This window comes from Nocardia aurea (genome assembly GCF_003123685.1).
Classification (GTDB): domain Bacteria; phylum Actinomycetota; class Actinomycetes; order Mycobacteriales; family Mycobacteriaceae; genus Nocardia; species Nocardia aurea.
On record NZ_QCYJ01000003.1, the window covers coordinates 67,259 to 79,936 of the forward strand.

General features: G+C 68.0%; 10 protein-coding genes and 1 pseudogene. 3 read left to right on the top strand and 8 right to left on the bottom strand.

Translation table 11 applies throughout. From position 1 onward, the window contains the following. Positions 1-3: 3 nt before the first annotated feature. From DAT37_RS00395 to DAT37_RS00425, 7 genes and pseudogenes are all read right to left on the bottom strand, one after another. Positions 4-414: an arsenate reductase ArsC gene (locus DAT37_RS00395; RefSeq protein WP_109522640.1), complete on the bottom strand. Its 411-nt coding sequence runs from the start codon at positions 412-414 to the stop codon at positions 4-6. Between the two features lie 15 nt (positions 415-429). Further along, positions 430-1,173, bottom strand: a complete 744-nt coding sequence (locus DAT37_RS00400; RefSeq protein ID WP_109522641.1) for an aquaporin — start codon at positions 1,171-1,173, stop codon at positions 430-432. Continuing rightward, entirely contained in the window at positions 1,170-1,538 is a 369-nt protein-coding gene (locus DAT37_RS00405; RefSeq protein WP_109522642.1) for an ArsR/SmtB family transcription factor, read from the bottom strand. Before DAT37_RS00405 ends, DAT37_RS00400 begins: the two co-directional genes overlap by 4 nt. A 90-nt stretch (positions 1,539-1,628) precedes the next feature. Then, positions 1,629-3,767: a copper-translocating P-type ATPase gene (locus DAT37_RS00410; protein ID WP_109522643.1), complete on the bottom strand. Its 2,139-nt coding sequence runs from the start codon at positions 3,765-3,767 to the stop codon at positions 1,629-1,631. A gap of 250 nt (positions 3,768-4,017) precedes the next feature. Next, positions 4,018-4,674, bottom strand: a complete 657-nt coding sequence (locus DAT37_RS00415; RefSeq protein WP_109522644.1) for a DUF305 domain-containing protein — start codon at positions 4,672-4,674, stop codon at positions 4,018-4,020. A gap of 88 nt (positions 4,675-4,762) precedes the next feature. Then, positions 4,763-5,164 (bottom strand): DUF6153 family protein, encoded by a 402-nt coding sequence (locus DAT37_RS00420; RefSeq protein WP_157978224.1) that lies wholly within the window; start codon positions 5,162-5,164, stop codon positions 4,763-4,765. A 168-nt stretch (positions 5,165-5,332) separates the two neighbouring features. After that, a pseudogene (locus tag DAT37_RS00425) lies at positions 5,333-6,202 on the bottom strand (Acg family FMN-binding oxidoreductase); the annotation flags it as partial. Between the two features lie 668 nt (positions 6,203-6,870). Here DAT37_RS00425 and DAT37_RS45995 point away from each other — a divergent pair. The 3 genes from DAT37_RS45995 (at position 6,871) to DAT37_RS00435 (ending at position 9,287) form a co-directional block, all read left to right on the top strand. Next, complete coding sequence (locus DAT37_RS45995) at positions 6,871-6,996, top strand: hypothetical protein (protein ID WP_269814725.1); 126 nt, start codon at positions 6,871-6,873, stop codon at positions 6,994-6,996. Between the two features lie 154 nt (positions 6,997-7,150). Further along, on the top strand, positions 7,151-8,128 hold the full coding sequence (locus tag DAT37_RS00430) for a CHAD domain-containing protein (RefSeq protein WP_109522646.1): 978 nt from the start codon (positions 7,151-7,153) through the stop codon (positions 8,126-8,128). 175 nt (positions 8,129-8,303) lie between these two features. Next, a complete protein-coding gene (locus DAT37_RS00435; RefSeq protein WP_109522647.1) occupies positions 8,304-9,287 on the top strand; it encodes an Acg family FMN-binding oxidoreductase in 984 nt (327 codons plus the stop codon). Positions 9,288-9,352: 65 nt separating this feature from the next. On the opposite strand, the gene DAT37_RS00440 is transcribed toward DAT37_RS00435, so the two are convergent. Further along, complete coding sequence (locus DAT37_RS00440) at positions 9,353-12,589, bottom strand: HAD-IA family hydrolase (RefSeq protein ID WP_109522648.1); 3,237 nt, start codon at positions 12,587-12,589, stop codon at positions 9,353-9,355. Positions 12,590-12,678 lie beyond the last annotated feature (89 nt).

Here is a 12,678-nt window from a genome sequence, read left to right on the forward strand (position 1 = left end):
TGCTCAGCTGCGAGCGGGCAGGAGTTCGGCGATCAGCGCCTCGATCCGTGACCGGATCTCGTCGCGGATCGGGCGCACCGCCTCCACGTCCCGGCCTGCCGGGTCCTCGAGTTGCCAGTCGCGGTAACTCACGCCCGGCAGGACCGGGCAGGTGTCACCGCAGCCCATCGTGATCACCACGTCGGAGGTCTCGACCGCGTCGTAGGTGAGCACTTTCGGGACCTGAGCGGTGATATCGATCCCGACCTCGCTCATCGCCGCCACCGCAGCCGGATTCAATGAATCGGCCGGGGCGCTGCCCGCCGAACGGACCTCGATCTCGTCCCCGGCCAGATGGGTCAGGAAACCGGCTGCCATCTGCGAGCGACCGGCGTTGTGGACACAGACGAACAACACACTCGGTGTGGATGCCATGCGGGACGGTTCCTTTCAATGGTGAGACTGATTGTCGGCTTCGGTGCTCTCGTGCGGCACCACGACGTTGTCCGCCGAGGCGGCGCTGTCGGGGTAGAGCCACACGATCAATCCCAGCCCCAGCACCGCGCCCAGCAGCTGCGCGCCGACGAACGCGGGCACCGAGGCGGGGGCGATCCCGGCGAAGGTGTCGGAGAACATCCGCCCCACCGTGACCGCCGGATTGGCGAAGGAGGTCGAACTGGTGAACCAGTACGCCGCACCGATATACGCCCCCACCGCGGCCGCCGAGAGCCCCGCACGACCGGTCCGCGCCAGCGCGAAGATCACCGCCAACAACCCCGCCGTGGCCACCACCTCACCGACCACATGCCCGTCGCTGACCCGCACGTGGGTCGAGACCTGGAACGCGCCTACCTCGAACATCACATTCGCCAACACCGCTCCGGCCGAGCACCCCGCGAGCTGGGCACCGATATAGGCCGGCAGATCGAGGGTGCCGAGACCGGTTCCGTTGTGTCGCCCGAGCCACCAATCTGCCAGCGAGACAACCGGGTTGAAGTGCGCACCCGACACCGGACCGAACACCAGGATCAACACCGCCAGTCCGAGCACCGTCGCGGTCGAGTTCTGCAACAACTGCAACCCGCTGTCGCCGGGGGACAGCTGTTGCGCGGCGATCCCCGAACCGACCACTACCGCGACCAATGACGCACTGCCCACGAACTCCGCGACCACCCGCCGCGCCAACCCGCTCACCGACCCTCCTCCGGCGTCACGACATCGAGGAACGCCGAGATCTGCCGCAGCACCGCGGGTTCGACCCGGTAGTAGACCCACGAGGCGCGGCGCTCGCTGCTGAGTACCCCGGCCTCGCGCAGCACCTTCAAATGGTGGGAGATCGTCGGCTGGGTGACGTCGATGCCCTCCGACAGATCACACACGCACGCTTCGTGATCCGCCCGCGACGCGACCGCGCTCAACACCCGCAACCGAACCGGGTCCGACAACGCCTTGAACACCCCCGCCAGCGCACCGGCGGTCTCGGCCGAGATGGGCGGGCGCACGACCGGTGACCCCGCACACTCCTGCACCGGCGTGACCACCAGTTCCGATTTTGACATGAGTCGATATTGATAGGTGTCGAACCTGGACGCAAGCGAACAACGAGTGAACGACCTCGAAGGCGACAAGCGCGCGCCAGCGCCTCGACCTCAGTGCGGTGACGGCGCCGTGGCGGGTGAGATGGTGTCGGGTCGGAGGTCGAGGCGTCGCAGGAGTTGGGCGTTGAGGGCGACGACGACGGTGGAGGCCGACATGAGTAGGGCGCCGACTTCCATGGGCAGGGTGATGTTCCAGCGCGCGAGGATTCCGGCGGCCAGCGGGACGGCGATGATGTTGTATCCGGCTGCCCAGGTGAGGTTCTGGATCATCTTGCGGTAGGTCGCTTTCGACAGCTCGATGACCGAGAGAACCGAGCGTGGGTCGTCGCTGGCCAGCACGACCCCGGCCGAGGCGATCGCCACATCGGTGCCCGCGCCGATGGCGATGCCGACATCGGCGCGGGCCAGTGCGGGGGCGTCGTTGACGCCGTCGCCGACCATCGCCACGGTCCGCCCGGCGTCTTGCAGTGCTCGGACCTTGGCACCCTTGTCCCGGGGCAGGACACCGGCGAAGACCTCATCGATACCCAGGTGTGCGGCGACGGTGCGGGCGACGGGCTCGGCGTCGCCGGTGATCATCGCGACGTGGATTCCCCGCTCGTGCAGTGCGGCGACGGCTCGAGCGGACTCGGGACGGATCTCATCGGCCAGGGCGACCGCACCCACGATCTGCCCGTTCCGCACGATGTGCAGCACGGTGGAGCCCTGTTCGGCCCACGGATCGGTTTCGGGTAGGGCGGTGAGTCGGTGTTCGGCGAGCAGGCCGGGGCCGCCGACCGAGACGGTGGCGCCGTCGACGGCGGCGGTGACGCCGATACCGTTGCGGGCGGCGAAATCCGACGCGACGGGCACCGTCAGGCCGCGGTCGGTGGCGGCGGTGACGATGGCACGCCCGAGGGGGTGTTCGCTGTCGGCTTCGACCGCCGCGGCCAGAGCGATGACCCGATCCTCGGTGGTGCCGTCGGCGCCGGTGGCCTCGACCAGGGCGGGCTCGCCGCGGGTGAGGGTGCCGGTCTTGTCGAACAGCACCGCGTCCACGGTCCGCATGGCTTCCAGGGCTCGGCGGTCGGTGATGAGGACCCCGCCTCGGGCGGCGCGTTCGGTGGCGATGGCGATCACCAGTGGGATGGCCAGCCCGAGAGCGTGCGGGCAGGCGATGACCAGGACGGTGATGGTGCGGCTGATCGCGGACTCGGGTTCACCGAGAAGCAGCCACATCGTCGCGGTGAGTATGGCGGAAAAGGAGGCGAACCAGAACAACAGGGCGGCGGCGCGGTCGGCGAGGACCTGGGCGCGGGAGGTGGAGTTCTGGGCTTCGGCGACCAGTCGCTGGATGCCCGCCAGCGCGGTGTCGTCACCGACAGCGGTGATCCGTACGCGCAGGGCGGAATCGGTGGTGACGGTTCCGGCGACGACTTTGTCCCCCGGTGCGCGGCGCACGGGGGTGGATTCGCCGGTGATCATGGATTCGTCGACGTCGGCGGTGCCGGTCTCGACGGTGCCGTCGGCGGGCACACGCCCGCCCGGGCGCACCACGACCAGGTCTCCGGCACGCAGATCGCCGACGGCGACGGTAGTCGCCGCGCCGTCCTCACCGAGACGCTCGGCTTGGTCCGGAAGCAGGGCTGCCAGTGATTCCAGGGCGCTGGAGGCTCGGCCGAGTGAGCGCATCTCGATCCAGTGCCCGAGCAGCATGATCACGATGAGTAGCGCCAGTTCCCACCAGAAATCCAGGTCGTGGGCCAGCAGGCCGAGGGTCGCGCCCCAGGACGCGACGAAGGCGACGGTGATCGCGAGCGCGATCAGCAGCATCATCCCCGGTCGACGGGCACGGATCTCGGTGACCGCGCCGGTCAGGAACGGCCGCCCGCCCCAGAAGAACATGACCGTGCCGCCCAGCGGAGACACCCACGACAGGGCGTCGGGCACCGGGTAGCCGAGCAGATCGCCGAACATCGTCGAAGCCCCGACCACCGGCGCCGCCAGCGCCAGCATCACCCAGAACAGGCGGCGGAACATCTCGACGTCGTGGCCGGTGTGACCCTCGTGGCCGTGGTCGCCGGAATGTTGGGCGTGCGTCTCGCTGTGCTCGGGGTGGGTGTCGGCCTCCGGGGCAGCGGCCGTGGTGTCGATATGACCGGCGTGCCGATGCGCGTGACGGTCCTGGGCGGGAGTCTGATCGCTGGACATACCCGGACTATATACCCCTAGGGGGTACGGGTAAAGATGAGCTGCCGGGTGCGGTGGTGAGCGTGGTGCGCCGAGCAATCAGTGCGGGATCCGGGGTGGGCAGGTACCGACCCGGACGGACGGCTATTTGCCTGCCGGAGCGGAGGTCCGGCTCGAACACGGTGCGGCGGCGTGGGCTGTGGCAGGCATCGCCAACCGGGGTGGCCCTACCTCGCGCGATCTCGAAGCAGGGCCACCGGCCGGTTCGGGATCAGCCTTGCAGCAACTCCTGCATCCGAGCGATCTCGGCCTGCTGAGTGTCGATGATCCGCTGGGCCAAGGCCTTGGCCTCGGGGTCGGCACCCGCGGTCAGCTCGGTCCGCGCCATCTCGATCGCCCCTCGATGATGGGCGATCATCCCGGTCAGCCACAGCCGGTCGAACTCGGCCCCGGTCGCGTCCCGCATCCGCGCCATCTGCTCATCGCTCATCATCCCCGGCATGGCACCCGGGGTCATGGGCATACCGCCGTGATCCATCCCCGAACCGGTAGTGGGTGTGGCAGGGACTCCCCAAGCCCGCAACCACGCGGTCATGGTCACGATCTCGGGGTCTTGGGCGGCCTGGATGCGCGCGGCCAAGTCCAGCACCTCTGGATCGGTCGAACGCGACGGCACCATCGCCGCCATCGCGACCGCTTGCTGGTGATGCGGAATCATCTCGCGAGCGAAGTCGATGTCGGCGTCGTTGCGCACACCGGTCGCCGCGCCACTGCTCGTCGGGACGGTCGAGGCCGCCGCGCTGGTGGTGGCCGCGGCATCGGTGTGACCGTCGTGACCGCCGGTGGAATCGTCGTCACCACAGCCGGACAGCACAGCCGCCGAAGCCAAGATCGCCACGGCGGCCGAGGTAAGGGTCTTGCCGGACATGAAAACTCCTGAAGTTCTCGAAGAGGTTGAGGGCGTGAGAAGTCGGCGCCGCGACCCGGGGGAACTCACCGGGTCCGGCGGATGTCGATCACTGCCGCAACACACACAGAACAGCCAGGCGCCGCAACGTCGGCCCCGGCGGCGGACGCGCACGCTCGCCCACACCCGGGCACAGCCCCCCGCACCGGACTCTCGCGGGTGATGACCAGATCAGGGCGATGAGCACCAGCGCCACACCCGCGATCGCGACCATGATCGCCAGGCACAGATGCAGCAGATCGTGACCCCCGTGCTGCTCACCGGCAGGAGTACCGCCTCGGCTGTCCGACTCGACTTCATCCGCCGGTAGCGGCGACGCGCAGCAACCGGTGTTCGTTCGCGCTTCGGCGGGAACGGGGTGAGAGGCTGCGCCGTGCACCGTGGCGTCGGCAACCGAGAACAGGAGGTGATGCATGCCCAGCACGGCCATCGCGAGGATGACCATCAGCAACGGACGCGCGAACGTCCTCGAACAGCCGGACAGCACATCTCCGAATCTATCGTCCGAACCACTTCGCGGCCACAGCCCCACTCACACCGGAGAACCACGGGCCGGAGCTCGCCGGTCGGGGCCGGACTCCGGGTAGTCGTCCGGACAGGACGGGTAGAACGTGCCGGGCTATTCGATGACGAGAACCTCCTCGACCGGCCGTCGTGGCGTTCTCGGCGGCCCGGGCGCGGTGGGGCGGCCTATCCGCACGAAAATCTGCGGATGGGATTCACCGATCGCCTCGACGACCCGTGCGCGCGTGGCGGGTAATTCGGCGAGATGACTCATCACGCAACTCGACAGCTCATGGACAGTGCATCCGAGCAGCACAGCCGACAACGCCTCGCCACATGCCAGCAGCGATTCGACCGTGTCGTCGTCGGTGACCAGCGCGACGATCTGCGCCTGGTCCTGTTGTTCCGGCCCCTGATCACTTGTGCCGGAGAGGAACTCGCGATTCGTCGGAACTCGTTCGGCTGCTTCACGAGAGGGGAGAGCCGAGGCGGGGACGCCCGCGTCCGGACCCGCGCCGCCGAGCCACCAGGCCAGCTCGGTCCGATAGTCGGGATCGCGACGCCTCAGCGCCGACGCGCTCCACGAGATCCTGGCGAGCGTCTCGCGTGTCCCGTCATCGATCATCGACAGTCCGGTGTCGTGTCGGCGGCACAGTTCCCGCAGGACCGGCAGGAGATCGGGCCATCCGTGTGGCGCCGCGTAAGGAGCGCGGTCGGTGTAGCGGATATCGATCGCGGCGGCGAGCTCCACGTCGCTGTCCAGCGGGTCGCCGTGCTCGCGGAATTCGAGCGATGCGAGGTGGGATCGGTCGGTCGGGCGGGGGAAACGTTCGACCCGCAGACGCCACCCCGCCGCGGCCCACGCGGTCACCGCGTGATGGAGGGCGACTCCACAGCCGATGATTCCCTGCCTGTTGAAGGCGTCGGTAGCGGGCAGCAGCCTGTCGGCGTCGACGGCCAATGCCAAGCGGACACCGTTCCAGCGCCACTGCCACGGCTAGCTGTTGTGTAAGGAAGGTGCTCGGCCCGCGCGCTCCACGACCGCGCGCACCGTGGCCTCATCGGGAACGGTGACGTTCATGGCGTCCCCTTCTGCGTCGACCGTCGAAGTCGACGCCGTGATCGTGGAATACGCCGGGTGACCCGGCCCGAACTGTCGAGGAAGTGACGACCCCTCGATTCGACCAGCGGATGTTCGGTGGTGTCAGGGGCAGGGGTCCCATCGTGTGAGGCCATTGGGGACCCCGAGTTCGGTGCGCGGGGACGGTTCCCGCGCACCGGCGACGGCCTCGTGGTGTCTTGCCGGCTGTGTGAGTGGCGCGTACGGACCCCGGACGGTGACATCGGGCCACTGGATCGGTGACCGGGTGGCCCTGGCCCACACGGCGTGGTCGCAGTGTGATGGTGCTATGAAGACGAAAGGGACCCTCGCACCGCGCTCCACAACGACTCGCCGGTCGGTTCGGGTGGACGGTCGTACCGCCTACTACCGCGTCGGTGGTTCCGGGCAGCGTGTGCTGTTTCTGCACGGCTGGGGATTGGGCGGACCCGCCTATCTGCGTCCGGTGGAGAAACTTGCCGAGATGGGATCGCAGGTGTTCGCGCCGTCCCTTCCCGGTTTCGATCACCGTCCCCGGTGGGCACGCATGGTTGATGGACGACCCAGGCGCGTTCGGCGAACTCGTCACCACCGTCATCGATCCGGTCTCGCCGTTCGGGGCAGGTGAGTCCGTCGAGGGATCCTTCCCCACCGCGGTGACCAGTGGCGCCATCGCATGACCGGGTTCGCCCGCGGCGGTCTTCGGTTCCGGCGTTCGACCGGGCTGGTGGCTTTGGTCCTCGGGTAGAAGGCGGTTGGCCCTGACGCACACGGCAGGGGCCGGGGCAGGGTGAACAGATCGAACCCATCTTCCGCACAGACGAGGCAGATCCGATGAGCCTGAACACGCACCCCTCGGTCGCACCCGGTTCCGCGCGCGCGAGCGACCCTGCCACAGCGGGAAACCTACTGAGCAACTGCCTGGCTGAATATCTGCAGACACAGCTCACAGCGATAGGCGAAGGCCGAGACGAAGTCCAGCGCGACGAACCGGCCGCGATCGCCGACATCGTCATCGCGGCTCGCCGCGCACGCAGCGCCTTGGCCGCGCACCACAACGCCGCCGACCACCATGTCGAACTCCGCCGACTGATCGATGAACTACGGTGGTTCGGCTTCGGCCTCGCGGCCGCTCCGGATCTCGACGCGCAATCGAGACGCATCGGCGCGGCGCTGGACACGCTACGCCCGCGCTACGTGCGAGGTCCTGTTCGCGACCGGATGGCAGCGTACTTCGACGCGCGCATCCGACCGGCCCGCCTCGACGGTCTCGGGCTGCTCGGATCTTCGAGGTGCACAACCTTGCTCGACGACCTCACGACAGAGGTGGAAACCTTGCGTGACGGCGCGAGCGGTTGGGCGCGTACCGATCGAATAGAGGTTCTGCTCGGTGAACTCGCGACCCGGGTGCGGGTGCGCCTGCACGCGGTCGAGACCACCACCGGAGAGGACGAACACGACGCCGCCGTGCACGCGGTCCGCAAAGCCGCGCGACGTATGCGCTATTTTCTCGAATCCGTGCGCCCGGTCGACCCGGAACATTGCGACCGTGTCCTCACAGATCTCGTCGCCGTGCAGGACGTTCTGGGGGAATACCACGACGCCGTCGTCGCGAGACGTCACCTACTGCAACTGTGCAGGGAAGCGGAGAACGCGGGCGAGTCGAGCTTCACCTACGGTCTTCTCCACCAGCGAGAAGCCGAGGTCATGGTCCGTGCCGGACATCGGCTGCCGGGCCTGTGCCACACGGCATTGCGCGACGTCCACCTCGTTTCCGAGGCGGCGACAGGTCGGCGACAACAGGCGCGTTGACCGAATTCTCCCGTTCTTTCCGGACGTGGCGTCGTCGCCGAGATCGTCGCCGAATCGTGCGACGGAGGGGGCACGCACTGGCGTCCGAAGTCCCTGCGAAACAGGGCCGTGATGCCCTTTCCCGCACGCGGGTCGACGCGAGACGGTGAAACGACATCGACCGAAGGATGATGACATGGAACACGGAATGCCCGACGACGCCACAGTCAGGGCGGCGCTCGCGCTCGCGGTGCGGGCGCCGTCGGTCCACAACACACAGCCGTGGCGGTGGCGCATCGGTGATCGCACGATCCACCTGTACCTCGATCCCACCCGCGCGTTACCCGCGACCGACCCCGACCAGCGTGACATGTTGCTCAGCTGCGGCGCGGCCCTGCATCACTTCAGCGTCGCGTCCACCGCACTGGGCTGGTCGACCATCGTGCACCGCCTGCCCGACCCCGAGGACCCGAACCATCTCGCGGCGATCGAGTTGGTGCGGAATCACCCCACACCCATCGATGTCGCTCTGAGCGAGGCGATCACGCGGAGACAGACCGACCGTCGGCGCTACGGTTCATGGCCGATACCACCCGGGCATCGGGGGCTGTTGGTCGAACGAGCGGGTGCACTGGGCGCGATCCTGCGGCCTGTCGCGGATCGAGCTCGCGACCGATTGATCGAGACGACGCGGGCGGCCGCCGCACAGCACGCGCAGGATCCGGAGTACCTGTTCGAGCTGACGATCTGGAGCGGTCGCCACAGCACCTCCGACGGGGTGCCCACCCGGAATACGCCGAGCCCGCGACCGAAGGACGAGTTGCCCGCCCGCAAGTTCGCCGGAGGCGAACTGGTCGACACGGCGGAACAGCCCGACGCCGCGCAACTGCTGGTGCTCGGCACCTCCGCCGATGATCGGGTGTCGCGACTGCGCGCCGGAGAAGCGTTGAGCGCCGTCCTGCTGACCGCCACCAACATCGGACTGGCGACCTGCGCGCTCACCGAGGCGCTCGAGATACCGGAATTGCGTCGCCAGGTTCGGGTCGGCGTTCTCGACGATTCCGCCTACCCTCAGGTGATCGTCAGGTTCGGTTGGGCGCCGACGAGCGCGCCGCCGCTGCCGGAAACTCCCCGCCGCACTGTGGACGAGGTCCTGGATCGGTTCGAGATCCGCCGCTGATCATGTGACGGACTCGGATGCCCGCGGCACGGTGGACCAGTTCGCGTGTCTCGAGCACACCGCTTCTATTCGTCGGCAAGAGTCGCTCCCGGCGGCTGTCCCAGTGCGACAGTCCAGGATCGGCCGGGACCGAGAGTTCTGTCCTGACCTTCGACCGAGATCTGGATGGGGTCCGCGCTACTGGGATGCAGACGCAGTGTGACCCGGTCGTGGTTGACGACGATGGTGAGCGGTTGGTCGCGGTAGCTCAGGGTGAATTCGGCCTCGGGCAGTTCGATCGGCAGCACGGGGTGCAGGCGTAGCACGTCGTGGCGGGTCTCGACGCCTCCGTAGCAGCGCAACACCATGTCGGCGGTGCCCGCCATCGCACCGATATGCACGCCTTCGCGGGTCGTGCCGCCTTGCGTGTCGGCGAGATCTGCGGCGAGGGCTTGGGTGAACAGCGACCACGACAGCGCTCGGTTCGTACGAGCCAGCACCCACGCGTGGATCAGGCGGCTCAGCGTGGAGCCGTGGCTGGTGCGGGCGAGGTAGTAGTCGACGGTGCGCGGGATCAGTTCCGGCGGCAGCGCGTAGCCGAGCCGTCGGAAGATCTCTCGGAGTTCTTCGGCGGAGAACAGGTAGAACAGCATCAGCACATCGGCCTGTTTGGACAGTTTGTAGCGATTGGTGGTGTCGCCCTCGGCCTGGAGGATCAGGTCGAGGCGGCCGATGTTGCCGTATCGGGATCGGTAGGAATCCCAATCGAATTCGATGAGGTCCTCATACCCGTCGAACTGGCTGATGATGCCGTCGGCATGGAACGGCACGCGCAGGCGACGACTGATCCGATCCCACCGGTCCGGTTCGTCCGGGCTCAGCCGTATCCGGTTCCACAGGGGAGCGCAGTCGTGACCCGACAGCAGCGCGACCACGTCTCGGGCGCGGGACAGTACCCAGGCGGTCAGCACATTGGTGTAGGTGTTGTTGCGGATGCCGAGGCCGGGGGCGTCGGGGTAGCCGTCGTGATACTCGTCGGGGCCCATGACACCGCTGATGTCGAACCGATCCGCGGCTTGGTCGTATTCGGCCAGGCTGGTGAACAGTCGAGCCACCTCGATGAGGATTTCCGCGCCGTTCTCGATGAGGAACCGCAGATCGGCGGTGGACTGGTAGTACTGCCAGATGCTGTAGGCCACGGCGAGCCCGATATGCCGCTGGCGGTGCGAGTGGTCGGGCATCCACTGCCCGTTGCGGACATTGAACAACTCGGCGGGGGTCTCTTCGCGTCCGTCGCTGCCGCTGCGCCAGGGGAACAGCGCGCCGTCGAGTCCCTGTGCGCGCGCGGCGGTGCGCGCCGCGGGCAGTCGCCGCCAACGGTAGGTCAGGAAGGCCCGGGTCAGTTCGGGGCGTCGCAAGGTGAGGATGGGGTAGACGAACAGCTCGTCCCAGAAGATGTGGCCGCGGTAGCCCTCGCCGTGTAGCCCGCGCGCGGGCAGGCCCGCGTCGGAGTCGGGGGACGCGGCGACGGTGGCCTGTAGGACGTGGAAGACATGCAGGTTCAACGCGAGCTGGTGGCTGTCGCCGTCACCGAGGCGGATGCCGAATCGGTCCCACAGCTGAGCCCAGGCGGCGGTGTGGGCGGTGAGCAGCGCGCTGAATCGAGGGGATTCGCCGATGCGCCGGGTGACGGTCAGCGCTGCGGTCGACAGCCCACGTTCGCGTGAGGTCGCCGCGGCCGCGATCTTCTCCAGGATGATCGGTGTGGTGGGGGACAGGGCGAGCGTGAGCTCGACTCCCGGAGAGTCGTTCTCGTGCAGCAATTTCCGGTCGACGGGTATGGCGTCGGTGTGGGTGCGAGCCGCGATGGCGATCGTCACGTCGGATTGGTCGGTGCGCGTCTCGTAGAGGACGGTCCGTTCGTCGATCAGTCGCTGGTGACCGGGCCGCAGGTGCTGACCGTTCAGTGCCCGGTCGGCCGCCACATTGCGGTTGGCGACCCGGCCGTTGATCTGTGAGACGACCGTGATGGTTCCGGACCAGTCCTCTGCCTCGACGACGAGTTCGATCGCCGCCGAGTGGGGGCGGGTCAGCGACTGGAATTGTCGCGTGCTGATGCGAGTCGTTCGGCCGGAATCGTCGCGGTATCGGTTCGTGCGGGTGAGCACTCCGGTACGCAGATCGAAATCCTGGTGGTGGCCGATCATTTCGGGGGCCCCGGGGCACAGTGTCGAGTCGTTGTCGGTGCGTATGGTCAGCACGGTCCAGTCCGGGGCGTTGACCAGGTGTTCGGTGTCGCTGTAGTGGTCGTCGCGGTCGGAGTTCACGCGGTTGTAGATTCCGGCCAGATAGGTGCCCGGGTAGTGCACCGCGTCGGCTGTGCTACCCGGTGACGCCCCTCGGGTCGCCCAGTAGCCGTTTCCCGTGGTGCACAACGCTTCGCGGGTACCTTCCAGCGCGGGATCGAATGTGTCGTAGACGAGATTCCACTCGCCCGCGCCGGTGGTGGTGGCGCCGCCACCCCATCGGCTGCGACCGCGTTGGGTGAGGGGCAGGCTGGTGTGGGAGACCAGTGGTAGTTCAGCGAGGTCGGTGACCACGAGATCGGCGCCCGCCGCTGCCAGCCGCGTCCGGTTGTCGTCGCGATCCACTCCGACGACGAGACCGAAGTGGGCGGCGGCGGCCGCCTGGATTCCGGCGGCGGCGTCCTCGAGTACGACCGCGTCGACCGGTTCGACATGGAGGCGTCGAGCTGCCTCGACGAAAATGGCCGGATCGGGTCTGCTCGCCAGCGCCAGCGCCGCCGCGTCGATCCCGTCGACACGGACGGTGAACAGCGAGAGGATTCCTGCCGCGTCCAGCACGGCGGTGCTGTTGCGGCTCGCGGTCACCAACGCCGTGGGAATCCGGGCCACCCGCAGTTGTTCGAGCAGGTGCCTGGCGTCGGGAAAGACGCGGACACCGACCCTGGCCAGCTCTGTCGCGAACAGTTGTTGTTTGCGCGCGGCCAGCCCTGTCACGGTTCGGCATCCGGGCGGGTCGTCCCGGTCGCCTTCGGGGACTCGTAGCCCACGTGCGGCCAGGAAATCGCGGACTCCGTCTTCGCGGCTACGTCCATCGACCCAGGCACGGTAGTCGTTCACCGGGTCGAACGGCGGTTCCGAAGGGCCCGCCAGTTCGGCCAGCGCCTGGTCGAAGAGAAGCTTCCACGCCGCGGCGTGTACGTCCGCGGTATCGGTGACGACGCCGTCCATGTCGAAGACGACCGCACCGTAGCCGTTGACGGTCCGTCCGGGAGGCGCGGGAAGATTGTCCAGTCGCATCGTCGCTGCTGATTCTCCGTCAGGTCGGGTCGATGGGGCCTCGTGGTCGCCGTGAGGCCACTTGTTCGCCACTGTCCGCACGGCGTACA

Excerpts from the sequence above, each read along its gene's own strand:
- DAT37_RS00395 (WP_109522640.1), bottom strand. The coding sequence starts at position 414 with ATGGCATCCACACCGAGTGTGTTGTTCGTCTGTGTCCACAACGCCGGT.
- DAT37_RS00405 (WP_109522642.1), bottom strand. The coding sequence starts at position 1,538 with ATGTCAAAATCGGAACTGGTGGTCACGCCGGTGCAGGAGTGTGCGGGG.
- DAT37_RS00410 (WP_109522643.1), bottom strand. The coding sequence starts at position 3,767 with ATGTCCAGCGATCAGACTCCCGCCCAGGACCGTCACGCGCATCGGCAC.
- DAT37_RS00415 (WP_109522644.1), bottom strand. The coding sequence starts at position 4,674 with ATGTCCGGCAAGACCCTTACCTCGGCCGCCGTGGCGATCTTGGCTTCG.
- DAT37_RS45995 (WP_269814725.1), top strand. The coding sequence starts at position 6,871 with ATGGACGACCCAGGCGCGTTCGGCGAACTCGTCACCACCGTCATCGAT.
- DAT37_RS00430 (WP_109522646.1), top strand. The coding sequence starts at position 7,151 with ATGAGCCTGAACACGCACCCCTCGGTCGCACCCGGTTCCGCGCGCGCG.
- DAT37_RS00435 (WP_109522647.1), top strand. The coding sequence starts at position 8,304 with ATGGAACACGGAATGCCCGACGACGCCACAGTCAGGGCGGCGCTCGCG.
- DAT37_RS00440 (WP_109522648.1), bottom strand. The coding sequence starts at position 12,589 with ATGCGACTGGACAATCTTCCCGCGCCTCCCGGACGGACCGTCAACGGC.